Annotated in this window: 22 protein-coding genes and 1 other RNA gene; 21 read left to right on the top strand and 2 right to left on the bottom strand. The window is 36.3% G+C overall.

Features of this window, described 5'->3' with window-relative positions; all coding sequences use genetic code 11:
* Positions 1-79: 79 nt before the first annotated feature.
* Positions 80-2,626 (top strand): ATP-dependent Clp protease ATP-binding subunit, encoded by a 2,547-nt coding sequence (locus GVN22_RS00175; protein WP_166549050.1) that lies wholly within the window; start codon positions 80-82, stop codon positions 2,624-2,626.
* Between the two features lie 316 nt (positions 2,627-2,942).
* Here the strand turns inward: GVN22_RS00175 and GVN22_RS00170 are convergent, their stop codons facing one another.
* Complete coding sequence (locus tag GVN22_RS00170; protein WP_166549049.1) at positions 2,943-4,808, bottom strand: WG repeat-containing protein; 1,866 nt, start codon at positions 4,806-4,808, stop codon at positions 2,943-2,945.
* Between the two features lie 429 nt (positions 4,809-5,237).
* On the opposite strand from GVN22_RS00170, the gene fabG reads away from it, so the two are divergent.
* From fabG to trmD, 20 genes are all read left to right on the top strand, one after another.
* Positions 5,238-5,984 (top strand): 3-oxoacyl-[acyl-carrier-protein] reductase, encoded by a 747-nt coding sequence (fabG, locus tag GVN22_RS00165; RefSeq protein WP_166549048.1) that lies wholly within the window; start codon positions 5,238-5,240, stop codon positions 5,982-5,984.
* A gap of 287 nt (positions 5,985-6,271) precedes the next feature.
* A complete protein-coding gene (locus tag GVN22_RS00160) occupies positions 6,272-8,356 on the top strand; it encodes a vWA domain-containing protein (RefSeq protein ID WP_166549047.1) in 2,085 nt (694 codons plus the stop codon).
* 101 nt (positions 8,357-8,457) lie between these two features.
* Positions 8,458-9,042 (top strand): hypothetical protein, encoded by a 585-nt coding sequence (locus GVN22_RS00155; protein ID WP_166549046.1) that lies wholly within the window; start codon positions 8,458-8,460, stop codon positions 9,040-9,042.
* Positions 9,043-9,303 carry a hypothetical protein gene (locus GVN22_RS00150; RefSeq protein WP_166549045.1) on the top strand — a complete coding sequence of 87 codons (261 nt, stop codon included), beginning with the start codon at positions 9,043-9,045 and terminating at the stop codon, positions 9,301-9,303.
* A gap of 136 nt (positions 9,304-9,439) precedes the next feature.
* Entirely contained in the window at positions 9,440-10,588 is a 1,149-nt protein-coding gene (locus GVN22_RS00145; RefSeq protein WP_166549044.1) for a hypothetical protein, read from the top strand.
* On the top strand, positions 10,578-10,982 hold the full coding sequence (locus GVN22_RS00140) for a hypothetical protein (protein WP_166549043.1): 405 nt from the start codon (positions 10,578-10,580) through the stop codon (positions 10,980-10,982). Before GVN22_RS00145 ends, GVN22_RS00140 begins: the two co-directional genes overlap by 11 nt.
* The gene (locus GVN22_RS00135) at positions 10,964-11,269 is read left to right on the top strand and encodes a hypothetical protein (protein ID WP_166549042.1); all 306 of its coding nucleotides are present in this window, start codon (positions 10,964-10,966) and stop codon (positions 11,267-11,269) included. Before GVN22_RS00140 ends, GVN22_RS00135 begins: the two co-directional genes overlap by 19 nt.
* A gap of 426 nt (positions 11,270-11,695) precedes the next feature.
* Positions 11,696-13,099 (top strand): 3-isopropylmalate dehydratase large subunit, encoded by a 1,404-nt coding sequence (gene leuC, locus GVN22_RS00130; protein ID WP_166549041.1) that lies wholly within the window; start codon positions 11,696-11,698, stop codon positions 13,097-13,099.
* 64 nt (positions 13,100-13,163) lie between these two features.
* A complete protein-coding gene (locus GVN22_RS00125; protein ID WP_166549040.1) occupies positions 13,164-13,514 on the top strand; it encodes a four helix bundle protein in 351 nt (116 codons plus the stop codon).
* A 73-nt stretch (positions 13,515-13,587) separates the two neighbouring features.
* The gene (gene leuD, locus GVN22_RS00120) at positions 13,588-14,184 is read left to right on the top strand and encodes a 3-isopropylmalate dehydratase small subunit (protein ID WP_166549039.1); all 597 of its coding nucleotides are present in this window, start codon (positions 13,588-13,590) and stop codon (positions 14,182-14,184) included.
* Between the two features lie 89 nt (positions 14,185-14,273).
* Positions 14,274-15,788: an alpha-isopropylmalate synthase regulatory domain-containing protein gene (locus GVN22_RS00115; RefSeq protein WP_240915537.1), complete on the top strand. Its 1,515-nt coding sequence runs from the start codon at positions 14,274-14,276 to the stop codon at positions 15,786-15,788.
* A gap of 74 nt (positions 15,789-15,862) precedes the next feature.
* Complete coding sequence (locus GVN22_RS00110; protein WP_205690734.1) at positions 15,863-16,222, top strand: four helix bundle protein; 360 nt, start codon at positions 15,863-15,865, stop codon at positions 16,220-16,222.
* A 62-nt stretch (positions 16,223-16,284) separates the two neighbouring features.
* Positions 16,285-17,355, top strand: a complete 1,071-nt coding sequence (gene leuB / locus GVN22_RS00105) for a 3-isopropylmalate dehydrogenase (protein ID WP_166549038.1) — start codon at positions 16,285-16,287, stop codon at positions 17,353-17,355.
* Between the two features lie 253 nt (positions 17,356-17,608).
* Complete coding sequence (locus tag GVN22_RS00100; protein ID WP_166549037.1) at positions 17,609-18,385, top strand: DUF2279 domain-containing protein; 777 nt, start codon at positions 17,609-17,611, stop codon at positions 18,383-18,385.
* Positions 18,386-18,509: 124 nt separating this feature from the next.
* Positions 18,510-19,502: a DUF2027 domain-containing protein gene (locus GVN22_RS00095; RefSeq protein WP_166549036.1), complete on the top strand. Its 993-nt coding sequence runs from the start codon at positions 18,510-18,512 to the stop codon at positions 19,500-19,502.
* 37 nt (positions 19,503-19,539) lie between these two features.
* Positions 19,540-20,952 carry a DUF4403 family protein gene (locus GVN22_RS00090; RefSeq protein WP_166549035.1) on the top strand — a complete coding sequence of 471 codons (1,413 nt, stop codon included), beginning with the start codon at positions 19,540-19,542 and terminating at the stop codon, positions 20,950-20,952.
* A 73-nt stretch (positions 20,953-21,025) separates the two neighbouring features.
* Positions 21,026-21,422, top strand: an RNA gene (gene rnpB / locus GVN22_RS00085) — RNase P RNA component class A.
* 232 nt (positions 21,423-21,654) lie between these two features.
* Positions 21,655-22,176 (top strand): 30S ribosomal protein S16, encoded by a 522-nt coding sequence (locus GVN22_RS00080; RefSeq protein ID WP_166549034.1) that lies wholly within the window; start codon positions 21,655-21,657, stop codon positions 22,174-22,176.
* A gap of 140 nt (positions 22,177-22,316) precedes the next feature.
* Positions 22,317-22,844: a ribosome maturation factor RimM gene (rimM, locus tag GVN22_RS00075; protein WP_166549033.1), complete on the top strand. Its 528-nt coding sequence runs from the start codon at positions 22,317-22,319 to the stop codon at positions 22,842-22,844.
* Positions 22,845-22,862: 18 nt separating this feature from the next.
* A complete protein-coding gene (trmD, locus tag GVN22_RS00070) occupies positions 22,863-23,549 on the top strand; it encodes a tRNA (guanosine(37)-N1)-methyltransferase TrmD (protein ID WP_166549032.1) in 687 nt (228 codons plus the stop codon).
* Between the two features lie 895 nt (positions 23,550-24,444).
* Here the strand turns inward: trmD and GVN22_RS00065 are convergent.
* Complete coding sequence (locus GVN22_RS00065) at positions 24,445-25,398, bottom strand: hypothetical protein (protein ID WP_166549031.1); 954 nt, start codon at positions 25,396-25,398, stop codon at positions 24,445-24,447.
* Positions 25,399-25,510 lie beyond the last annotated feature (112 nt).

Below are 25,510 nucleotides of genomic sequence, written 5' to 3'. Positions count from 1 at the left end.
TAGTGTTATTTAGGTAGTTTGAAAGTCTCAGTTGTCGTTGCTTTTAAACTATGAACCAGAAAAACAGAAACTCTTTCGCATGGAGGCAAAATTTTCAAACAGAGTTAAGGAGGTAATCTCTCTAGCCCGCGAAGAAGCGATCAGGTTAGGACATGATTACATAGGCACGGAACACCTCGTTTTGGGTATGATTCGTGAAGGCGAAGGAATTGCACTCGAATTAATCAAGAAGTGTGGGGTAAATCTCGAAGACCTACGTATTACCATCGAAAAAGCTACTCAAGGAGTGGCTCGCTCTAATTACACCATTAAAAACAAACAGGATATCCCTTTGTCTCGTCAAGCAGAGAAAGTCCTTCGTGTGACTTACCTAGAAGCACGTATATTTAAAACGAATCTCGTTGGAACTGAGCACCTGTTGATGGCGATTCTCAGAGATGAGGACAACTTGGCTCGCCAAATTTTGGAGAAGTTCCAAATTAACTATGATATGATTAAGGACATGGTCGAATATCAATCTAACCCAAATATCAAATCGGGACCGTCTGATACAGACGATAACGATGATGACGCAAGATCTTTTGCGAGTGGCTCGGGCATGGGTAGTGGTGCAACGGCTAATAAAGGAGCAGAGAAATCTAAAACTCCAGTGTTGGACAACTTCGGTCGTGACCTTACCAAAATTGCTGAAGCAGGAAAATTAGACCCAATTGTAGGTCGTGAAAAAGAAATTGAACGTGTAGCTCAAATCTTGTCTCGCCGTAAGAAAAATAATCCAATTTTGATTGGTGAGCCAGGGGTAGGAAAAACCGCTATCGCTGAAGGTTTGGCACTACGTATTGTGCAGAAAAAAGTATCTCGTGTACTTTTTGGCAAGCGTGTGGTAACCCTCGATTTGGCTTCTTTAGTGGCTGGTACAAAATACCGTGGTCAGTTCGAAGAACGTATGAAAGCGGTAATGAACGAACTAGAAAAGTCTCCAGATGTAATCTTATTCATCGATGAGCTTCATACGATTGTAGGAGCTGGTGGTGCGTCGGGTTCTTTGGATGCTTCGAATATGTTCAAGCCAGCTTTAGCTCGTGGCGATATCCAAGTTATCGGGGCAACCACTTTAGATGAATATCGTCAATATATCGAGAAAGACGGTGCTTTGGCTCGTCGTTTCCAAACAGTAATGGTAGATGCTACAACTGTAGAAGAAACTATCGAGATTTTGAACAATATCAAGGATAAATACGAGGATCACCACCACGTAACTTATACTCCAGAAGCTATTGAACAAGCGGTTAAGCTGTCAGAACGATATATTTCTGACCGTTTCTTGCCAGACAAAGCAATCGATGTATTAGACGAAGTAGGTGCTCGCGTACATATCTCTAATATCACAGTTCCTGATGATATCGTGCAATTGGAAGGTGCTATCGAAAATATCAAGAAGGAGAAAAACGCTGTAGTTAAATCTCAGAAATACGAGGAGGCTGCTCAATTGCGCGACCGTGAAAAACGTTTGTTAGAGCAATTGGATAAAGCTAAACGTGACTGGGAAGAAGATACAAAACGTCGTCGTTACACAGTTGCTGAAGAGAGTGTAGCAGAGGTAATTGCACAAATGACTGGTATTCCAGTAAGTCGTGTTGCCGCTACTGAAGGTCAGAAATTGTTGAATATGAACGAGGAGTTGAAGGGTAAAGTGATTGGTCAAGACCAAGCTATTGTGAAGTTGGTGAAAGCGATTCAACGTACTCGTGTAGGTTTGAAAGATCCGAAAAAACCAATTGGTTCATTCATTTTCTTAGGCCCTACAGGTGTTGGTAAAACTGAGTTGGCTAAAGTATTGGCTGGATACCTTTTCGACAAAGAAGACGCTCTTATCCGTATTGATATGAGTGAGTACATGGAGAAATTCAGTGTATCGCGCCTAATCGGAGCGCCTCCAGGATACGTTGGTTATGAAGAAGGTGGTCAATTGACTGAGAAAATCCGTCGTAAGCCATACGCAGTTGTATTATTAGATGAAATCGAAAAAGCTCATCCAGATGTGTTCAACTTGTTGTTGCAAGTATTGGATGATGGTATCTTAACAGATGGTTTGGGTCGCAGAGTAGACTTCCGTAATACAATCATCATCATGACGTCAAATATTGGTGCTCGTGATTTAAAAGACTTTGGAACAGGTATTGGTTTCTCAACAAAATCTAAAGCTGATAGCTTAGACGAAACAGTAAAAGGAACTATCCAAAATGCTTTGAGAAAAGCGTTCTCTCCAGAGTTCTTAAACCGTTTGGACGATGTGATTGTGTTCAACTCGCTTGAACGTGAACATATCCACTCGATTATCGACTTGATGTTGAAAAAATTGTTTACAAGAATTTCAGCATTGGGTTATACAGTAGAGTTGACTGAAAAAGCGAAAGATTTCTTAGCTGAGAAGGGATATGACCAACAATATGGTGCTCGTCCATTGAATCGTGCTATCCAACGTTATTTGGAGGATCCAGTAGCTGAAGAAATTCTGAAAGGTGATTTAGCTGAAGGTGATGTTATTTTGGCTGATTACTCAGGAGAAGGAGACTCATTAACACTGACTCGTACTTCTGCCGCAGCTCCTGCTACAGAAGAGTAGTATAAACGAAATAGTTAAAAGAGCTTGGTGAAAACCAAGCTCTTTTTTTATGGATATTGATATGAGTGTTTTCAATGGAGTGACTATTGCACTTTGCAGCTGGAGACACAATGCTTTGCACCTAAAGTTTGGCAATTAAACAATAGTAGCATTTTTATAGGTACTCAAAAAAGGCGTTCGAAATAATTTTTTCGAACGCCTTTTTTGATATTATCTTTCAACACTCAACTTCTTTAAACGCAAAACATTGCGTCTCTACTACTGGAACACGATTTTGTAAAACAACCAAGAAAATACAAATCCTTTTAGAGAGTATTTATTCTTTATTTACTTTGCTTCTTACCTCATCAAACTTAGCGCAATTACTCAAACAGTCGCCTTGTTTATTGAGCTTAAATTTATTTTGACTACTATCTGTTAGGTCATAATTTCCTCCAGAATCTAAACTTACTGTGCTGAAGATACAAGGAGCTACTTTTGCATTAAACTTATTGATTAAACCTACTTGATTAACGCCTTTTGAAGCTACAGCTAGTCCATTACTAAATGGTTCAAGTGACTGGTATTCAGGATTTACTTGGATTTTTCCTTTTGCGTCTACATATCCGAATTTTCCTTCTGCATTTTGCACTAAGAAATAATCTTCTTTAGAGGGTGCAAATGATTTGAACTGACATTTGGTGATATACTTACCTGAAATGTCTAAAGTTCCCCATAAACCATCTAGTTTTACGAAGAGAATTTGTCCTTGGGCAGTCGTTTGAATACTCTCAAAAGGCTCTGGTGTGATTACCTTAAAATCGTCTTCTCTTACTAAGATAACCTTTGCATTTTTGCCTTTATCCTCTGTTCTAAATGTCTTGATGACATTCATATTTTGCATAATAGAATCTGTAACTGCATAACTGATTTTTCCAGCATCAGGGTATTTTGTTACAGGTTGTACAATAATACCTCCATTAATATCGATGACTTTATCTGCCTTGCAAGTGCCAATCTTACTGCCTTTCGCATCTAGATTACAACTCACAATTTCTTTTACAACCAAAAGACCTTTCTTGTTGATCTTTCCAACGGACTCGTACATCATCGGGATTACTTCCTTGCCTTGTAGATTGATAAAACCAAATTTTACTCCTTTGCCTTCCACTATTTTGCTAACAGGAATAAGGTCAAATTCGCCTAAACTTCCGATGGAGTTAAATTGAGGAGTAATAATAGGTACAAAATCCTTATTGATAAGTCCTAACAAATTATTCTCGTCTTGAACGATTGCCAATCCTCTCGAATCAAAATCACTTATAGCTTTGAAAGGTTTACTCACCTGTAAATTTTGCGTATTGAAAATCTGTTGCTTATTTTCTTCAATACCTTTGATAAAACCCTGTGTATCTGCATCAGTGAGAATACCATATTCTGGTTTTAGAATAATATCTCCATTAATTGTGGCTACTCCGAATTTATCTCCAATTTTCACTTTCATCAATCCTTCTTTGCCAATAGGAGCAATCAAATCAAATGAAGGAATAGGAGCTTGTTTATCTCCTAATTTCATGATACCCCATTTGTTGTTCAATTTAACCGCCAAACTTGTTGGACTGATAACCGTCATATCGTCATAAAATGGAGAAAGATAAGTGCCCGTTTTGTCAAAAGAGTTATCAATAATTGAATATTTACCACTTGCTATTTTAACTAAGCTAAATCCATTGGATAATGCCTTTGCGGAAACTACATTTTCAAAAACATCACTCTCCACACCATTATTATCTACAAAGAACCAATTAAATTTTTTGACAAGCGCCTTACCACCATTGAAAGGCTCAGCATCTTCGTATTGAGAAGGAATAACCTCTTCGCCACAAAGATTTAAGAAACCCCATACTTGGTCTTTTTTAATACGCGCCATTCCTTGACGATAGTTTTCAACAAAACCATATCTGACATTACTTCTTAGCCTATCGAGTGGAAATGCCAAAATGTCTTTACCATCCAAATCTTTTGAATTTACGAGAGGAACTCCAGATTTGTTACTGAAGCACATTTGGGCGTTAGCATTTTTGACTCCATCTTTATTTTGTGCCACAGTAGACATGGTAAAAAAGACCATAATCGCTGAGAGAAATCTGGATAGTGGGTAAGTATCAAATCGTGAATTTTGTGTTACAAAATAAGTTTTCATAATAATGTCTTATACAAAAGCAAGGTATAAATTAAGAGTTTGTTAGATTAATGAATATAAAATCGCACACATTTCATGCCATTATCCCTAATAACAAGATTTATGTAAGGTACTTTATGTGCATCGAAGAAAATGCCGCAAATATTTAATAAATGTTGGTGCGGTTTTAAAAGAGAATTGTTGAATGCAATAGCTAAGTGAAGTGAACGGCGGTATCAGAAGCTTCAAAAATAAAATGTTTTAACAGATTTTACAATAAAAACCTCTTCAAAAGTAAACGAATTACTATAGGTAAAGTCACCTTATTCTCCTGATTTATTTTGTCATCTTATTTGGTTCTGCTATTTTTGGGATTCAAAAAACTTGGATGTGTCTGGCAGTCTGACATTTGTCGGTAAGCATTCATTTTCATTAAATTATTCAACAACAATGGGTTTACTAGAAAATAAAGTAGCTTTAGTAACTGGGGCTTCTAGAGGTATCGGACGAGCAATTGCTACTCGTTTTGCTCAAGAAGGAGCTCAAGTAGCTTTTACGTATTTGTCATCAGTAGAAAAAGGACAAGCTTTGGAAGCTGAATTGGCCGCTTTGGGTATCAAAGCGAAAGGTTATCGTTCTGATGCTTCTGATTATCAACAAGCAGAAGACTTGATGAATCAAGTTGTTGCCGACTTCGGTAAAATCGATGTTTTGGTAAACAACGCTGGTATCACAAAGGACGGTTTGTTGATGCGTATGACTGAAGAACAGTGGGATACTGTAATTCAAGTAAACTTGAAGTCGGTATTTAACCTGTCAAAAGCAGCTACAAAACCAATGATGAAAGCTAAGTCTGGTTCTATTATCAACCTTACTTCTGTGGTTGGTTTGCGTGGTAATGCTGGTCAGGCTAACTATGCTGCCTCTAAAGCTGGTATAATCGGCTTTACAAAATCAGTTGCTTTAGAATTAGGTTCTCGTAATATTCGTTCAAATGCTGTGGCTCCTGGTTTCATCGAAACCGAAATGACTGGCGAATTGAATGCTGCGGCTACCGAAGAATGGAAAAAATCAATTCCTTTGAAACGTGGAGGTCAAGCTGAAGAAGTGGCTGACGCTTGCGTATTCTTAGGTTCAGATATGTCTCGCTATATCACTGGTCAAGTATTACAAGTTGACGGTGGTATGTTGACGTAGGAAATACACAAATCCTACTATAAAAAGCAATAGGTTTTCAAATTCGAATATCTATTGCTTTTTTGTTTTTAACACTTTTTAAAAGTATTCTTACCCTAAATCACCATTTGTCGGGCTGTAACTTTGCAAAATCTTCCTTTTTAGGTTATTTTGAGTAAAATATCAATTGTGGAACGTCGTTTGCTTGATAGACGTGTTACTTTTCCTATTCTTAAAAATGTGGTCAAATGACTGAGGCTCGTTGTTTGCTAACGGACATTGTGAGTTTTGCCTAGTACTTTGTTTCTATGAAATTCGACTTTTTATTTCAATCATCTCCTTGGTTTATTTTGCTCTGCTTGCTAGCAGGGGCGATTTATGCATTTGTTTTATACCAAATTTCTCCAACTCCTTGGAACAAATCTACCAATCGTTTATTGGCGGCTTTTCGCTTTATTGGAGTAAGTTTAATTTGCTTGCTGCTACTCAATTTCTTGATTCGCCAAATAACCCAATCTGTTCAAAAACGTACTTTAGTACTAGCGATTGATAATTCGCAATCAATGGGAATTGCCAATAAGCAAATTTTGAGTGGAGTACTTTCTCAATTGGAATCATTGAAAGAAAAATTGCAAGAAGAAGATTTTGAGATTTCATGGACAACGTTGGATGGACAAAATCCAGAAAAGGCAACTGATATTCAGTTTAATCAAAAAAGTACGAATCTTTCAAGTTTACTCTCTGGAATCAAAAATGCCCAAGAAGGAAATAATCTTTCAGATGTAGTGCTGTTGACAGATGGTATTGTCAATGAAGGTATAAATCCTAGTAGCGAAAAGTTTACGTTTGCAGTGCATACTGTTGGACTAGGCGATACTATTCCTAAAAAAGATATTGCTGTAAAGTCCATCTATGCCAATAAAATTGCCTATTTAGGAAACAAATTTCCTATTCAGGCAGATATTAGCTCGTATGGTTTTCAGGGAAAAACAGTAAGTGTTTATCTAAAACAAGGTGGAAAAACGTTAGAGAAACAAGTCATTAATTTTCAGCAAAAGGATGACCTTAAAACTGTTTCGTTTAATACTTTAGCTTCGCAAAAAGGAGTACAACACTTTGTGGTTCAGGTAGATGTACTTGGTGGCGAGTTTAGTAGCAAAAATAATCAACAAGATGTCTATGTGGAGGTGATTGACGGAAAAGAGAAAGTTTTGTTGATGGCACTTTCGCCACATCCAGATATCAAGGCCATTAAAAGTATGTTGGATAAGAATGAAAATTTTGAAATAGATGTCAAAATTTTGACCGAAAATCCATTTCCAGATTTGTCCAATAAAAATTATGACGTGTTGATTTTACATCAGTTGCCTGATTATTTCAATTCATATTCAAATATCTATAAACCATTACTTGATAAAGGAATACCAACGTTGTTTGTGTTGGGAAACCAAACGGGAACAACTTATCTCAATCAGTTGAATCAAGTAATGCGTATCAATTCTCAAGCAGGTCAAACCGACAAAGTGACTGGATATTATAACGGGAATTTTAAATCACTCAATTTTGAAGCTGAGTCTTTGGACTTAATCAAACAATTTCCACAGGTTTCGGTACCTTTTGGAGACATTACTTTATTGCCAAATTCGGAAGTAATTCTTTATCAGAAAATAGGTTCATTACAAACACAGAAGCCATTATTCGCTATTAATACAGGACCGAAGAAATCTGCTATTTTTGCAGGAGAGGGTATTTGGACTTGGCGTTTAGAGGAATTTGATTTGACCGAAAAGCAAGAATTAATAGATGATATATTCTTGAAAGTAGTACAATTTCTATCTGCTAAAGACGATAAACGTAAATTGAGAGTTTATCCCATTTCAAACGAGTTTTTGTTAAGCGATAAAGTTGTTTTTGAAACAGAGATATACAATGGTATTTATGAAAAAATGTATAATATCCCTGTAGCACTCGAATTAAAAGATGAAAAGGGTCGTGTCAGAAAATATAACTATACACCATCTGCTGATAACTCGAAGTTTGAAATTAGTGCCTTGCCTGCGGGCGTGTACCAGTACAAAGCCAATGCAAGTGTGCTGGGTAAAAACGAGCAAAGTACAGGTGAATTTATCGTAAAGGATTTACAAATAGAATTAAGTAATACTACTGCGGATTTTGATTTGTTACGACAATTATCAGCGCAAACAGGAGGGAAGTTTTTACCAGCCAGTCAGCTTGCACAGCTCGAAAAACAAATTTTAGCACATAAAGCTCCAGAGAAAATTGAATCAAATGAAGATCTCAAGGAGTTTATCAATCTTAAATGGGTATTTTTCCTAATCATAGCATTGTTTACTACTGAATGGGTATTGAGAAAGTATATGGGAGGGTATTAGGTTAATAATGAGGATGATTCGTTTCACAATTGTAATGATATTTGTTCGTTTTCTGTATGATAATTGTATATTTATAATGATTTGTAAACAAGCGGATTGATATGGAAAATATAAAAATAATAAAGAGACGCTCTGATGGTAACTGGATAGTTCGTTTACCTAGGAGTATGGAACATCTCACCAAACAAAACATACAACTAAGTAATAGAAATATTCAACACAAAAGGGTTAATCGAGGCAGGAGTTTACACAATATATTAAAAAGTACTTCTCAAAAAATAGAGGCTTACCGAAAGTATTATACAAAACCTTACTTTTCTGAAGGAGGTGTTATTTCTTTTCCTGTAAGAGGTAAGAGTGACTTGATATTAATTGTTGAAAAAGTTTATGAAGAAAGTCCGAACTCAACTATTGAGATTCTAGAGTATAATAGTGAGCGTCCTTCACACCATGCAAAGAGTTTAGAAGAGGTTGAAAGCGCACTTCAAAATTCAACTCAAGGAATTCTTGAAATAGCAAATAAGAGTCTCGCTAATGCTTACCAAGAATCAAAGGACAAAGGATTGACCGTCTGTGTATTGAGAGGTAATGAAATTGTAGAAGAGTTTCCTGATGGCACTACCAATATTCTTAAAGAAATTAGTCCAAGAAAAAAAATAGTATCTAGAACCTTTACACTTAAATAATTGGCTACATTATATGTATTTGCAGGGCCAAATGGTTCTGGTAAAAGCACTATTACTGAAAGTATTAGAAGTGAATTTGATATAGGCGTTTATTTGAATGCTGATGATATTGAAAAATCCCTAAGAGAGAATAAATGTTTCGGCTTCAACTCTTTGATTAATTGGGAAATAGAAGAAGCTTCCTTTAAAGATTTTTGTAGGGGTCATGGTTTAAACGTAAAAGTATCTAATCACGAGTGGCTAGAAAATATATATATGTGAAAGACAATGTATTATTTTTGGATGCAGAACTAAATATCAATTCTTATATTTCTGCAATAACGAGAACTCTAAACATAAACTCGCCCTATAAGAAAAATCAAAAGTGAGTAATACCTTTGCTAACTATAATAGTAAAATGAACGATAAAATATTTATAGCACCTAGGCTGGTTGGTTCTCGATTTGAAGACCATTCTTTACCTGTAAATATACTTGAAGACTTCTCTGCACTTGAAGATTTAATTATTGAAGTTGCAAAAGAAATTTATTTAAGTGAAAACCTTAACAGGAAGCGCGTGCCAAAAGGTTTTTCTGATGGAGTATATCTGAAGCTTGTAGAAATTGAAGAGGGTAGTTCAATTGCGAAGTTTGCTATTGCGAGTGCTTTTTCATTGACATCAAGTTTACCGTTGGAAACTTTAAACAATTTTACATACTTTGAAAAGGCAAAAGACAAAATTGTTTCAATAGTTGAATCTGTAAATAAAAATGAATTATCTCAAGAGCAAGATTATAAACTCCTTTCTTATTTTAATAAAATTGGTAAAAATCTATTAGATGATGAGTCTATAGACTTTGGGTATGATTATGAGTCAAAATCAAGTTCTAAAGCTATACTAAATAAAGCTACTAGAAAAAAGCTGTTATTGTTCAGTGAACAAAAGACGGAATACTTAGGCAGCCAGAAACTTTATGCTTTAGTTCCAGAAATTGATCAGAAAAATGGCACATTCCAAATTGAAACTGATTTTGGAAGTATTAAATGTCCTCTAAAAGAGCATATAAAAGATAATGTTTTTATTGCCTTCAACGAATATAAAAATAATACTTACATTTCTTTAAAAGCAACAGCTCTATTCAATTCGAATGACGACAAAATTCAGATGATTACTGAGGTGGAATCGATAGATGTATTAGATCCACTTGATGTTTCTCTCCGTATCTACAATCTTTCAAAATTAGAGAATAATTGGTTTGAGGGACGAGGAAAAGCATTAAACAAAGAGCAATTGGCTAAGTTTGAAAATCTGTTTAATTCTTATTTTGATAACAAATTATCACTACCTGCAATTTTCCCTAAGATTGATGGGAATATTCAGCTAGAATGGAAAAAAGATATTAGGAATATTGTAGTCGACGTAAATCTATCTTCTTTATCAATTGAGTTTTTCTATTATAATGATTCAGATGACTCTGATGAAAAAGAAGCGAAAATGTCCCTTCAGGATAAAGCTGGATGGGATTCTCTAAATACTCTAATTTACTCTACTTTGAATGAAAGATAATTCTTTATTACATAGACAAATTAACCCATCATTTGTAGTGAATGATATCGTTTCTAATCAGGCTTTTATTGAAAATACTCTTACTATTTCGTCTGGCGCCTTTAATCCTACAGAAAAAGATGAGGATAAATTATCTGTTTATAACGGCGAAAAGTTTAGCGCCAAAGACGCGTATGAACATTATACTACTAATTTTAAATCCCATGGAGTTTTGTCGTTAACCGTTGAAGAAGTGGAATCTATTCATCCACTGTCGTCAACTGAGGATAATATTCCTTTTGACGGTCACTGCTATGTTGATTTTTCTTCGGTTACAAGTAAAAATCAAAAGATTAAGAAAGCTGGTAAACTGAGAGATATTGCAGTTAAAAGAAATTGGACTTACAAGCCTTAGCAATAAACTATTCCACTAAATTAGGTGTAGCAGAGGGAGAGGACTTAGAAAAAGGCGGACATCCAGTAACTAGAGAGAAAATAATTGATCGATATAGTCGATGTATGAACTTGTTACATGAAGCTATTAAAATTTCGGATGAAGCGTACTTATTTGATAACTCAGGCGACGGAGAAAAAGCTGCTTTTTTTGCTAAAGTTATAAATGGGAGAGATTTTATTTTTAGTGATGAATGTGAAGAATATCCGAATTGGGTTGACAAATATATAACTGGTAAAATTAATTAAAATACAGTTTTTAATCTTATTTCAAGATAGAAGCTCCTCCCAAGGAGCTTCTATTTTTTTTATCCATTGGTTTGAATATTAGTAGTTTATGGAGATGAAGCTGTGTTTAGCTCAACACAAAACACAGTAAGTATTTTCACTTAAAATAAATAATTTTAGTCAAATAGATACATTTGGTCTAAAATCGCTATAGTTTGAACTCATGGCGTTATGAGTTATTGGATTATTTTGTGGTAATTTGTTGTGTGATTCAGAGGAATACCCAAATCTTATTTGGTTTTTTCTTTAAATTGCCATTGGTTCTTAGTTTTCGAAGAAAATTATCCTGATTTATATTTTGAAAATAGACTAAATCATGCGTTTTTCTACCTAAGACCTACCGATTATTCTCTATTAGTTACATATTATTTTTTTACAATAAAGTTTATGAGTAATTCAGCAAGTACCTTGTTCGACAAAGTGTGGGATGCACACGTTGTTCGCAAAATTGAAGATGGTCCAGACGTATTTTTGATTGACCGCCACTTCATTCACGAAGTAACTAGCCCTGTAGCGTTTTTGGGTCTTGAGACAAGAGGCATTGGTGTGCTTTATCCAGAAAGAACATTCGCTACTGCTGACCATAACACTCCAACGATCAACCAACATTTGCCAGTTGAAGATCCACTTTCTGCTAATCAGTTGAAAGCATTGGAAACAAACTCTGCAAAATATGGTATCTCTCACTGGGGATTAGGAAACCCTAAAAATGGTATCGTACACGTAGTAGGACCAGAAAATGGTATTACTCTACCAGGTATGACTATTGTTTGTGGTGACTCGCACACTTCAACACACGGTGCATTTGGTGCTATTGCATTTGGTATTGGTACATCTGAAGTTGAGATGGTACTTTCTTCGCAATGTATCATGCAGCCTAAGCCTAAGAAAATGCGCGTTACAATCAACGGTACATTAGGTAAAGGTGTTACGCCAAAAGACGTTGCTTTATTCATTATCTCACAAATTACAGCATCAGGTGCTACAGGTTATTTTGTAGAGTATGCTGGTGAGGTATTCGAAAATATGTCAATGGAAGGTCGTATGACTGTGTGTAACCTTTCTATCGAAATGGGTGCTCGTGGTGGTATGATTGCTCCTGACCAAACAACATTCGATTACTTAGAAGGTCGTGAGTTGGCACCAAAAGGCGAAGCTTGGGAAAATGCTTTGGCTTATTGGAAAACATTGAAGACAGACGAAGGTGCTACATTCGATTATGAATTGACATACGACGCTTCTCAAATCGAGCCTCAAATCACGTATGGTACAAACCCTGGCTTGGGTACAGGTATCACACAAAAAATCCCTACTGCATCAGCAGTAAAAGATGGAGAAGCTTCTTACAAGAAGTCTTTGAACTATATGGGATTTGCTGAAAATGAGGAAATTATTGGTAAACAAGTAGACTACGTATTCTTAGGAAGCTGTACAAACGGTCGTATCGAAGACTTCCGTGCATTTGCTTCAATCGTAAAAGGACGTAAGAAAGCTGATAATATTACTGCATGGTTGGTGCCAGGTTCTCACATTGTAGAAGCACAAATCAAAGAAGAAGGTATCTTAGACATCTTGACAGAGGCAGGTTTCTTGTTGCGTCAACCAGGATGTTCAGCATGTTTGGCTATGAACGATGACAAAATCCCAGCTGGCAAATATGCGGTAAGTACTTCAAACCGTAACTTCGAAGGTCGTCAAGGTCCAGGTTCACGCACACTATTGGCTTCGCCATTAGTTGCAGCAGCTGCCGCAGTTACAGGTGTTGTTACTGACCCTAGAGAGCTAATGTAATTGTAGCTTTAAGCTCTAAGCTATAGGCAATAAGCATTTTAGTTTACACCTTCACTTTAATATTATGAGAGACTTTAGAAAATACGATGTTTGGCAGTTAGCCCATGGTTTAGTTTTGGAAATTTATAATGTAACCAAAACTTTTCCAAGAGAGGAGTCTTTTGGATTAACAGGACAAATACGACGAGCAGTACTTTCTATTCCTACTAATATTTGTGAAGGATGTGGGCGAGATACTGATGCAGATTTTAGACGATTTCTTCAAATTGCACAAGGATCTTCTCACGAGGTTGAGTACCTTATTCAACTTTCTAAAGACTTAATGTATATCAGTCCAGACTATGCTGATGAGCTTGCACAAAAAATAAATGTAATAAAGAAAAAGTTATTCCATTTAAGTCGAAAATTAGTATAAATATTTAATGCTTTGGTGTTTGTTTTAAATAATAGCTTAGTGCCTATTGCTTAAAGCCCAAAGCCAATCAGAAATGGCTTACGATAAATTTCAAATATTAACTTCAACAGCGGTTCCATTGCCATTAGAGAACGTGGATACGGACCAAATTATTCCTGCTCGCTTTTTGAAGGCGACAAAACGTGAAGGATTCGGAGATAACCTTTTCCGTGACTGGCGCTACAATGGAGACGATACTCCAAAGCAAGATTTTGTACTAAACAACCCAACTTACTCAGGTAAAATCTTGGTTGGTGGTCGTAACTTCGGGTCAGGCTCTAGCCGTGAACACGCTGCTTGGGCTATCTATGACTATGGTTTCCGTTGTGTTGTTTCTAGCTTTTTTGCAGATATTTTCAAAGGTAATGCTTTAAATATCGGTATCCTTCCAGTACAAGTTAGCCCAGAATTTTTGGACAAAATCTTCCAAGCTATCGAAGCTGATCCTAAGGCGGAAATCATAGTGGATCTTCCAGCGCAAACAATCTCTATTGCTGCAACTGGAGAAAGCGAAAGCTTTGCTATCAACGGATACAAGAAACATAATATGTTGAATGGTTTTGATGACATCGATTATTTACAATCAATGAAAGAAGAAATCAAAACATTCGCAGAGAAGAGTTTGTACTAAGAGATGCTGTAGGCTGTAGGCTGTAAGCTCTAAGGGTTTATTTATGTACCCTGAGCTTATAGCTTACAGCCTATTGCCTATGGCAAAATATGAGACATATCGAAATTATGGACACCACTCTCCGTGACGGAGAACAAACCAGTGGTGTATCTTTTTCCGCTCCCGAAAAACTAACAATCGCTCAACTACTTTTACAAGAAGTTAAAGTTGATAGAATCGAGATTGCTTCTGCGAGAGTGTCCGAAGGTGAATTTCAAGCTGTAAAAAAAGTTACAGAATGGGCTTCCGAAAATGGATTTATCGATAAAGTAGAAGTATTGACATTTGTCGATGGCGAAACATCAGTCAATTGGATGTTGGAAGCGGGAGCTAAGGTAATGAACTTACTTACTAAAGGCTCTCTTAACCACCTAACCCACCAACTCAAAAAAACACCTGAGCAACATTTTGCTGATATTGCAAAGGTTATCGAACTCGCTGGTTCAAAAGGTATTGCTTGTAATGTTTATCTCGAAGATTGGAGTAATGGTATGCGTAACTCTCAGGACTACGTCTTACAATACCTTGATTTCTTGACAAAACAACCCATCAAAAGAGTTCTTTTGCCAGACACTTTAGGAGTCCTAACTCCAAGAGAAACTTTCGAGTATATCGATTTGTTGGTGAAACGCTATTCAACTACGCATTTTGACTTTCATGCACATAACGACTACGATTTGAGTATCGCCAATGTGATGGAAGCTATCAAAGCGGGAGCTCATGGCTTGCATTTGACTGTCAATGGGATGGGCGAACGTGCTGGAAATGCACCTTTGTCGAGTGCCATTGCAGTAATTAATGACTTTATGAAAGAAGAGGCTACAACCTCTGTCAACGAAAGTTCATTATATACAATTAGTAAATTAGTCGAAACTTTCTCTGGATTCCGTATTCCTGTCAACAAGCCTATTACAGGTGAAAACGTGTTTACTCAAACTGCGGGTATTCATGCCGACGGTGATAACAAGAAGAATCTTTACTTCAACGACCTAATGCCAGAGCGTTTTGGTCGTGAGCGTAAATATGCTTTGGGGAAAACGTCAGGTAAAGCTAATATTGAGAAAAATTTGCAAGAATTAGGAATCAAATTAGCGGATGCCGACCTCAAGCTGATTACTCAACGTATTATCGAATTAGGCGATAGAAAAGAAGTGGTAACACGTGAAGATTTACCATACATTATTTCTGACGTACTCGATAGTAATACCATTGAAGAAAAAGTTGTCGTCGTGAATTATGTTTTGACACATTCTAAAAACCTCAAACCTTCTGCTACTGTACAAGTACAAGTAGGTGAGAGAATTTATGAGGAAAGTGCTCAAGGAGATGGTCAATACGATGCATTCATGAATGCCTTGAAGAAAATCTACTGTGTTAAGGGGATTTCATTGCCTAATCTAACCGACTATGCAGTACGTATTCCTCCTGGTGGTAAAACCGACGCCCTTTGCGAAACCATTATTACTTGGGATCATAAAGGTAAAGACTTTAAAACCAGAGGACTAGATTCAGATCAGACGGTATCAGCTATCAAAGCTACTCAGAAGATGTTGAATATTATTTAGTTAGGGGAGAGGGTTTAGGCAAAGAGGCATTAGGTTATTAGCAGTATCAAACTCAAGGTTCTACAATTAAAATTATGGGATTTATAAAAAGCTATAGAGACTTAAAAGTCTGGCAAAAAGGGGTTGACCTCGTTACTCTATGTTACTCTCATACTTCTTTTTTCCCAAAAGAAGAACAGTATGGGTTGACTAACCAAATGCGTCGATGCGCTGTATCAATTCCAAGTAATATTGCTGAGGGCTATGGTCGATCTTCATCTGCTGATTATAAAAGGTTTTTACACATGGCTTTAGGATCATTGTATGAACTACAAACCCAAATAGAAATTGCAAAAAGGTTAAACTATCTGACAGAAAATGCTTTTTTTGAGATAGATAGCATGAGTATAGAGTTAGATAAAATGTTGTATTCGCTTATAAAAAAAATAAATTGAAAGGATTTGTTTAGGTTAGACTTTTTGCCTAGTGCCTAACAACTCCTTGCCTTAGAAATAAAATGAAAAAGCATATCTTAGTCGTTCCCGGTGATGGCATCGGACAAGAAGTTACCGCTGTAGGTAAAAAAGTTTTAGAGAAAATCGCTGAGAAATTCGGTCATGAATTTACTTATGATGAAGCACTTATCGGTCACGTAGCTATCGAAGCTACTGGTGAACCTCTTCCAGCTGAGACTTTGGAGAAAATGCGTGCTTCAGATGCTATCCTTTTTGGTGCTGTAGGACACATCAAATATGATAACGACCCACATGCAAAAGTTCGTCCTGAGCAAGGATTGTTGAAAATGCGTAAAGAGTTAGGTTTGTACGCAAACTTACGCCCTATCAAATTGTTTGATGAGTTATTAGAAGCATCAAGCATCAAGCCTGAAATCTTAAAAGGAGCAGATATTTTGTTCTTCCGTGAGTTAACAGGTGATGTGTATTTCGGTAAAAGAGAGCGTATCGAAGACGGAAATTCAGCTTATGATACGATGATTTACAGCAAATACGAAGTAGAACGTATTGCTCGTAAAGCATTTGAAGCTGCGATGACTCGTGGTAAAAAATTGATGTCAGTTGATAAAGCAAACGTATTAGAATCTAGCCGTTTGTGGAGAGAAACCGTACAAGCAATTGCGCCAGAATATCCAGAGGTAGAAGTAACACACCAGTTTGTGGATTCATGTGCAATGATGTTAATCAAAGATCCAAAGCAGTTTGACGTAGTAGTAACAGGTAACTTGTTTGGTGACATTTTGACTGACGAAGCTTCTCAAATCGCTGGTTCGATGGGTATGTTGGCATCTGCTTCAGTAGGTGACAGTACAGGTGTATATGAGCCAATCCACGGTTCTGCGCACGACATCGCTGGTAAAGGTATTGCTAATCCAATGGCTTCTGTATTGTCAGCAGCTTTGTTGTTGGATATTTCTTTTGGCTTGAAAGATGAAGCTAATGTTATCATCAATGCTGTAGACCAAGTGTTGAAAGCTGGTTTCCGTACAGGTGACATCGCTACAAAAGATACTCCTAAAGATATGATTTTAGGAACAAATGCAATTGGCGAAGAGATTTTGAACAGAATCTAATTCTTAGTCATTAACATCTTTTTATATAAAGGGGCTGAAGATTCAGCCCCTTTTCTTTTTATATAAGTTTACCACACATAAAGTGTTACGATTTGGGAGAAAACTAAAAATCCCTGTAGCTTTGCGCATTATTAATGTTGAAGCTATGGTTTTTCGCTCTCTCAAATATTTTTTCTTAACCTTCTTTATAGGATATTATCCACTTTTCGCCCAGTCGGATACACTGCATCATCAAAGATTACGAAATTTAATTTTGGCTGAATCTATAGCTTATACAGGAGCAATTGCAGGGTTAAGTTCGGCTTGGTATGGAGAAAAAGCGCAGGGTTTTCGCTTTTTTGATGATAATTCTGAATGGCTTCAGATTGATAAATTAGGACATTTTTATACCAATTACCATTTGACTAGAGTTAATGCGCAAGCATTTAAGTGGGCAGGTTTATCTCCGCAAAAAGCAGCGTTATGGGCTGGGATTTCTAGTTTAACTTTTATGACAACCATCGAAATACTTGATGGCACTCAGCCTGACTATGGATTTTCATGGGGCGATATGACTGCTAATATTCTTGGTCCGAGTCTTTATGTTGGACAACAATATTTGTGGGGTGAAACCCGAATACAGCCCAAATGGTCATTTCATAATACCAGTCTCGCAAGTCAAAATCCTAAACTTTTGGGCAAATCAATGAGTGAACAATGGCTCAAAGATTACAATGGGCAAACCTATTGGTTTTCTGGAAATATCAGTAGTTTTTTGCCGAAACCAAGCAAGTTTCCCAAGTGGCTCAATCTGGCTGTAGGTTATGGGATACAAGATATGGTCAATGCTGAGGTAGCTAAGAGTCAGCAAAATGGATTTTTCCCTTACCGTCAATACTACTTGGCTTTAGACTTTAATTTGAGTCATATTAAAACAAAATCGAAATTTTTGAATAGCCTTTTATTTCTTGTAGACCAAATCAAAATTCCTGCGCCAACACTTGAGTTTAGCACGAAGAAAGGAGTAATTTTTCATCCGATCTATTTTTAAAATGAACCAACATCTTAGAAATAGGATTTAAGAGAAAATAACATTTCGTTACCCAAATTGTCTGTAATATTGTATAAAAAATAGATAGCAGCGCTATCATTCAACCAACGAAAACAATTTAAAAATGAATATAGGTGATAGAGTTCGTCTTGTACACGGACGTGAAGAAGGAATAATAACTAAAGTCTTACCCAATAATATTGTAGAAGTAGAGATTGAAGACGGTTTTCGTATTCCTGTAAAAAGGAATGAAGCTGTTGTGATTTCGGAATTAGAGCAAAAGGTATTCAAAGCACCAGTTGCTTCAACACCGACTTTTGAGCCTCAACGCTCTATTTATGACCGTGTAGGTCCAACTACTTCTGACGTCTTGTCAAACAAAGGTGTTTATATGGCCTTTGTCCCTGTCAACGACCGTGAACTTTCTCAGTACATCATCAACAATACCGATTGGGATTTGCCGTTTATGCTATCGGTAGGCACTGACCCTCATCATAGAGGTTTGGCTTCAGGTATTTTGAAACCAAAAACGCAGCAAAAAGTACAACATGTTTTAGTACCTGAATTCGAAAATTGGGGAACATTTACTTTCCAAGCGTTTTATTATCGCCCTGCGTTTATGCAGTTGAAACAGCCTCTCATAAAGTCGATTAAGTTTAGAATTAATACATTTTTTAAGAATAAACAAAAGGCTCCAATTCTAAATCAAGAAGCACATTTGTTTCAATTGGATATAGAGGATTCTGTAAATCCAGTAAAGATTGAACCAGAAAAGATTGTAGAGAAAATGTTTGAAAAATCATCATCTACACCAACGCTAGTCATACCTCCAAAGCCAGCTAAAGTAGTAGATTTGCATATCGAAGAGCTGACGGATGACTATTTATTTATGTCAAACAGACAAATGTTAGAATTGCAGTTAAGTACTTTTGAAAAGCAATTTGAGGCTGCGATAGCTAATGGCATGGACGAAATTATTTTTATTCATGGTGTAGGAAATGGCGTTTTGAGAAACGAATTACATAAAAAACTTTCTGGACACAAAAACGTCAAATATTTCGAAGATTCACAAAAAGAAAAGTTTGGTTATGGTGCAACCAAAGTGAAAATCAAGTAATAATTAAAAACATTTTTCATTTAACCCTAATTTCACAATGAAAAAATTGATTGCTGCCTTTGCTTTAGGAACCCTAATTTTACAAGGCTGCGCAAGTTCAAATAATACAGGTGCTAGTACCGCAAACCCAACGGCACCAACTGAATCTTATAATGTAAAAGGGAAACAAGTGGAACGCTATCTATCTACCTTAGGAATACCTTTCGAGATTACAATGGCAGATGTATCTCGTCAGATTAATACCAATGTAAAAGATTTGGTGTTTGAGGACAATAGCATGGACGACAACAATTATGATAATTTCATGTGTAAAGTCTGGAAGCGAGAAGATATTACCGTAACTGCTCAAAATGAGACTTTTAATTTTACGGTGCCACTCAAAGTTTGGGTAAAAGTAGGATATAAAGTGATGGGTATGCAACTGCCAGCACAAGAGTTACAGTTTGACTTTAATGTAAAATTTGGTTCAAAATTCTCAATCAATCCTAATTGGGAAGCCAATGTGCAGAGTTTTCCGATGGGTTATGATTGGGTCAAAAAGCCAACCATTAGAATTGCTGGATATGACATCAATGTTACCTCTTTGGTTGAAAAAGCGTTGACATCTAAACAAGGAACTATCCTAAAAGCTTTGGACGATGCTGTACGCAAAAATGTAGATATAAAGAAGTACGTTGTACAAGCTTGGAATACTTCTATGCAACCATATTTGCTCTCAGACAAGTATCGTACATGGTTGAAAATTAATCCAGTAGAATTGCAAATGACTCCACTGGTTACTACAGGGAATAGCATCAAATCAACGATTGCGATTAAGGCGTATACAGAAACTGTAACTGGAGCAAAACCAACAGTTCAACCAGTAACCTCAGTTCCTGACTTGAAGGTTGTACAACAAATCCCAGAAGACTTCCAAGTAGGAATCATTGCCGAAATTCCATTTAGTGAAGCAGCAAGACTTACTGCTGACACCTTGGTTGGACAAAATTTTTCATTTAAGGAAGGTAAATATAACGTGGGAGTAACTGCTTTGGATATTTATGGAAGCAATGAAAAAGTAGTAATCAAAGCGGGACTAAAGGGTAGTGTAAATGGCAATATATATTACAAAGGTATCCCCACCTACAGTCCTGAGACAAAGTCGGTATATCTAGATCATTTTGACTATGATTTAGAAACCAAAAACCTATTGCACCGTACCGCAAGTTGGATTTTTCAAGGAAAGTTTACTTCAGTAATGAAAAATGCCATGACGTTTCAGATAGGTGGGCAAGTGGACGATATGAAGAAGCAGATTCAGGCAAATTTGAATAAACAAGTTAGCAAAGGAATCAGCTTAAATGGAAATATCACCGACTTGAATCCAGATAAGGTTTATTTGACACCCAACTCTATTGTAGCAGTAATTTTTGCTAAAGGTAAGTTAAACTTAAAGGTCGACGGATTATAGTATTTCGTATGACAAAGAGCTTATGGATTTAAGCTTTTTGCAAACAATCCATAAATTTCGCTACCTTTGTGGCGAAGTAAGTCGTCTTATCGCCTCTGCTTCATGTAGGGGAGGAAAGTCTGGACAACAAAGAGCGTCATGCTTCCTAACGGGAAGGCACGGTTTTGGCGACGAAAACGTGACAGCTAGTGCCACAGAAAATTACCGCCTGTAAGGGTAAGGGTGAAAAGGTAGAGTAAGAGCCTACCGCCCGTTTGGTGACAAACGGGGCAGAGGTAAACCTCATGAGTTGAAAGACCAAATAGGCTGGCGAGAAAAACTTTCGGGTTTGGAAAAAGGGCTGCTCGCCCGATGTCAGTGGGTAGGTTGATAGAGCGTATCGGTGACGATTCGTCGAGATAAATGATAAGACAGCGCAAAATTGGACATTTTGTGACTGACAGAATCCGGCTTATAGATTTACTTTAGGTCTTATGGCTACTCGGAGCTTGCTTCGAGTAGTTTTTTTGCTACGTTTTGGCAAAAAAGGTCTTTGTTTGAGGTAATTTTTTATTGATAGAATTATCTTATATAATTTTGAATACTTTTTTGAGATTTTTCCCAAAGAACCTTGCTAACTGCGTAATTTTGATTATCTTTGCACTCCAATTTACAAATACCATAACCGAGGGACGGGTTCCTTCACTAAAAAGTAAATAAAAAATGGCTGTTAAAATTAGATTAGCACGTCGTGGACGTAAAAAATTAGCGATTTTCGATATCGTAGTAGCAGATGCTAGAGCTCCTCGTGATGGTCGTTTCATCGAAAAAATCGGTACATACAACCCAAACACAAACCCTGCAAGCATCAATCTTAATGATGATAAAGCTTTGCAATGGGTATTGAACGGTGCTCAGCCGACTGATACTGCTCGTGCGATTTTGTCATACAAAGGCGTATTGTTGAAAAAACATTTGCAAGTAGGTGTTAACAAAGGCGCTATTTCTCAAGAAACTGCTGACGCTAAATTCAGTGAGTGGAAGAATGTTAAAGATTCTAAAATCTCTGGAAAAGCTGATTCATTACTTTCTAAGAAAGAAGCTGAGAAAGCTGCTCGTTTAGCTGATGAAGCTAAAGTAAATGCTGCTCGTGCTGAAGCTATTGCAAAGAAAAACGCTGTAGTTGAAGAAGCTCCTGCTGCTGAAGAAGCATCTCAAGAAGCTGCTGAAGAGTCTGCAGAGTAATTCTCAAAAGACATTACCTATATTAAATGATACAAATCTATTATTATTCTAGATTTGTATCATTTTTTTGTTTATACTGATTTTAAGGCCTTATACAAACTCATAATTTGCATAAGTTAGCCATACTATAAAATACTACAATGACTAAAGAAGATTGTTTTGAATTAGGTAAAATTACCAAAACTCACGGGGTAAAAGGAGAAGTTATTCTGTGGTTAGACGTTGACTTTCCTGAAGATTATGAGGAAATGGATAGCGTATTTCTTGAAGTAAGAGGTGAATTAGTACCCTTCTTTATGGACTCTTATCAGCTAAGAGGAAACCGCGCTATTGTAAAATTTGAAGATTGTGACACTTTCGAAAAAGCAGAAGAGTTGTTGAATCTTCAAGCATTTTTGCCTTTGGAAGTATTGCCAGAACTAGATGGTGAGCAATTCTATTATCATGAAGTGATAGGTTTTCAAGTAATAGATGAGAAACTTGGCCCTCTTGGTCTTGTGCAAACAGTTTATGCGATGCAAGCACAAGATTTGTTAGTAATGTCATACCAAAATAAAGAAGTGCTAATCCCTGTGGATCCAGAAATCGTTTTAGGCGCAGATAAAGAAGCACAAACATTGCAAGTGAATCTGCCAGAAGGCTTGTTGGATGTGTATTTGAATGACTAACCCAAACTCTTACTAAGTATGCGTATTGATATTATTTCGGTTGTACCTAAATTAATGGAAAGCTTTTTTGCTCATTCCATCATCAAGAGAGGTGCTGAGGCTGGGCACGTGGAAGTGGTATTGCACGACCTTCGTGATTATTCATTAAGTAAGCATCGTCAAGTAGATGATTACGCTTTTGGGGGTGGGGCAGGTATGGTGTTAAGTATCGAACCAATAGCTAGATGTATTCGTCATTTACAAAGCCAAAGAACTTACGATGAGGTAATTTATATGACTCCTGATGGTGAGCCTTTTAATCAGCGTATTGCCAATACTCTTTCGTTGAAAGGTAACTTAATTTTCCTATGTGGGCATTACAAGGGTGTTGACCAACGTGTTAGAGATTTGTTTGTGACAAAAGAAATATCGATAGGAGATTTTGTGCTTTCAGGTGGCGAATTAGCTGCTGCCGTTTGTGCTGATGCCATTATTCGTTTGATTCCTGGGGTGTTAAATGATGAAACTTCGGCGCTTACAGATTCATTTCAAGATAACTTATTAGCTCCTCCTGTATATACTCGACCGGCAGAATTTGAAGGACATCAGATTCCTGAGATATTATTATCAGGTCATGAAGCAAAAATTATTGAATGGCGTTTTGAGCAGGCTATTGAACGAACCAAACAACGTCGCCCTGATTTATTGGATGACTCGGTTTTTTAATGACCCTAAAAAGTTTAGCACGACTATTGCTATACAAACTATGGTGATTACTACCTAGAAGAAATACAATTGCCTAGCTTCATTGAAGATAGATAATTATACTTATCCGCAAGGCTTCTTGTTAATGTCTATTAAATAAATATTAACGATAAATATACTTTTTTGACTATAACTTTAGGATATGGAGTGTTGAAGAGTAAGACTAGTCGTATAAGTTAGTGGTATCTGTCATAATTCACTAATAATTCTGCATGTAGCATGATTTTTCTATGATAATTAAAAAAATCATAAAGGAGAGTGTATCTAGAAATTTTATAGGGAATTATTTTTATTTCATAGTTATTTAGTATATTGCATCGTAAATAATAGCAACTAGTGATAAAGCTAGCATTTTCATGAGCCCTATCACTGATTTATCAAGGAATATAATTTTTTTTATATAAGGTACTAAAAATAAACAAAGTAAGGATTATAATTCAGAAAGCTCGATGCTCGTAGTGTCGGGCTTTTTTGTTTATATTTATTAGGTTTTGCTCAAAAAATAGCATATTCCTAAAGTGATATATATCATTAAGTAGAACCTGTAAAAGTTTCTTTTCTGAATATACTCAGGATTATGAGGATATATATTACCCAATAACCCTTTTAGTTCTTTCAGGAAGTATGGTTTAATATTGATACTCCAATGATTGTCTTGGTAAACTATCTTTCTAAATTGACTTCTATATATACTCATTGGTAAACTCCATGCAATCCAAGCCCAAAACAAAATGGTATTTATCATTATTAGTTCTTGTTTAAAAGATATACGATTGTTTATGTATTTTGGATTTACCATAAATAAAAAAAAGGTAGAATTTCTACCTTTTTTATTTATCAGTAAGTATGATACAGTCTAATTTAGGCTAAAATTTAGCTGATATAATTTCTTTTTTTTCTTTTTATCCTCTGTTGAGCTAATGTTTAAAGAAACCATATCTTGGTCAGTAGAAGCACTATAACTTAGTTCAGTAGAAGGTTGTTCAAGCCAACTTCTAGTTAAAATCTGGAATTGCTTGACCAATTGCTGAAACTGATTTTTTACATCTTCTTCATTTTCAGATTCCAGAAGCACTGATTTATAGCTAACGCTTTGACCTTCATTCTCTAGTACGATGATTCCCGCTTTGCCCGAAAGAAGCTCAGCTTTGGTATTATATTTATCTTGACCTGTAGCTTTATCCATTGCTTTCTCTTTACGAGCTACCTTGATTTTTTCTCCTAAAATATCTTTAAATTTCCCTTTTTTGGAAGCAAGTAAAGCTTTAAAGTTTTTAGAAAGTGTAGCATCTACCTTCGATTCTAGTGCATTTGGAGCATAAATAGTTTTTCGAATCGAATAACGTCCTACCTGACCTGCGTCCATCGATGTTGCCAGTAAGGTATAGGTGCCTGTTGTAGGAGCTGTAAAATGAAATTTATTAAAACTATTGCCACTAAAAGGATTGGCATCATAACTAAACTCGGTATTTACCGATTTACTAGGACTTTTGAGCCCTAGCATAACTCTAAAATCGCTAGACTGGTGCTCGATGATCATTTCTTCACCAGCATGTAACGTAATTTTATATGAGTCGTAATATTGCTTTTGCCCATTTTTATTCGAGGATAAATCCTTCGAAATTAAGCTTGCTGTAACATAATCCTCTGACTGTGATTGGTTAGGCTTAAGTGGATTAACATTTAATAAATTGGTTGAATCTACTGCAACAGTGGTTTTGGAATTACCTTTTTTAGGAGCTTTCTTTTTTTGAGCGAATGTGGTTATAGATAGCAATAAAATGCCACCAATAAATAGTACTTTTTTCATTTTTAAAGTTTTAAAGTTTTTCCAATTTGCAAATAGTGACTTTCTTCACAAAGAAGCAAGCAAAAAGTATTTGATTTTGTAAAGGGTTTCAGATTACAACTACAAGAATGTT

This window comes from Cellulophaga sp. BC115SP, from assembly GCF_009905545.1.
In the GTDB taxonomy this organism is placed as follows: Bacteria; Bacteroidota; Bacteroidia; order Cytophagales; family Spirosomataceae; genus Flectobacillus; species Flectobacillus rivi.
This window is presented reverse-complemented; position numbering and strand designations above follow the sequence as displayed.

What these genes read in the sequence shown, in the direction of transcription:
- GVN22_RS00175 (WP_166549050.1), top strand. Translation starts at nt 80, where the DNA reads ATGGAGGCAAAATTTTCAAACAGAGTTAAGGAGGTAATCTCTCTAGCC.
- GVN22_RS00170 (WP_166549049.1), bottom strand. Translation starts at nt 4,808, where the DNA reads ATGAAAACTTATTTTGTAACACAAAATTCACGATTTGATACTTACCCA.
- fabG (WP_166549048.1), top strand. Translation starts at nt 5,238, where the DNA reads ATGGGTTTACTAGAAAATAAAGTAGCTTTAGTAACTGGGGCTTCTAGA.
- GVN22_RS00160 (WP_166549047.1), top strand. Translation starts at nt 6,272, where the DNA reads ATGAAATTCGACTTTTTATTTCAATCATCTCCTTGGTTTATTTTGCTC.
- GVN22_RS00155 (WP_166549046.1), top strand. Translation starts at nt 8,458, where the DNA reads ATGGAAAATATAAAAATAATAAAGAGACGCTCTGATGGTAACTGGATA.
- GVN22_RS00145 (WP_166549044.1), top strand. Translation starts at nt 9,440, where the DNA reads ATGAACGATAAAATATTTATAGCACCTAGGCTGGTTGGTTCTCGATTT.
- GVN22_RS00140 (WP_166549043.1), top strand. Translation starts at nt 10,578, where the DNA reads ATGAAAGATAATTCTTTATTACATAGACAAATTAACCCATCATTTGTA.
- leuC (WP_166549041.1), top strand. Translation starts at nt 11,696, where the DNA reads ATGAGTAATTCAGCAAGTACCTTGTTCGACAAAGTGTGGGATGCACAC.
- GVN22_RS00125 (WP_166549040.1), top strand. Translation starts at nt 13,164, where the DNA reads ATGAGAGACTTTAGAAAATACGATGTTTGGCAGTTAGCCCATGGTTTA.
- leuD (WP_166549039.1), top strand. Translation starts at nt 13,588, where the DNA reads ATGGCTTACGATAAATTTCAAATATTAACTTCAACAGCGGTTCCATTG.
- GVN22_RS00115 (WP_240915537.1), top strand. Translation starts at nt 14,274, where the DNA reads ATGAGACATATCGAAATTATGGACACCACTCTCCGTGACGGAGAACAA.
- GVN22_RS00110 (WP_205690734.1), top strand. Translation starts at nt 15,863, where the DNA reads ATGGGATTTATAAAAAGCTATAGAGACTTAAAAGTCTGGCAAAAAGGG.
- leuB (WP_166549038.1), top strand. Translation starts at nt 16,285, where the DNA reads ATGAAAAAGCATATCTTAGTCGTTCCCGGTGATGGCATCGGACAAGAA.
- GVN22_RS00095 (WP_166549036.1), top strand. Translation starts at nt 18,510, where the DNA reads ATGAATATAGGTGATAGAGTTCGTCTTGTACACGGACGTGAAGAAGGA.
- GVN22_RS00090 (WP_166549035.1), top strand. Translation starts at nt 19,540, where the DNA reads ATGAAAAAATTGATTGCTGCCTTTGCTTTAGGAACCCTAATTTTACAA.
- GVN22_RS00080 (WP_166549034.1), top strand. Translation starts at nt 21,655, where the DNA reads ATGGCTGTTAAAATTAGATTAGCACGTCGTGGACGTAAAAAATTAGCG.
- rimM (WP_166549033.1), top strand. Translation starts at nt 22,317, where the DNA reads ATGACTAAAGAAGATTGTTTTGAATTAGGTAAAATTACCAAAACTCAC.
- trmD (WP_166549032.1), top strand. Translation starts at nt 22,863, where the DNA reads ATGCGTATTGATATTATTTCGGTTGTACCTAAATTAATGGAAAGCTTT.
- GVN22_RS00065 (WP_166549031.1), bottom strand. Translation starts at nt 25,398, where the DNA reads ATGAAAAAAGTACTATTTATTGGTGGCATTTTATTGCTATCTATAACC.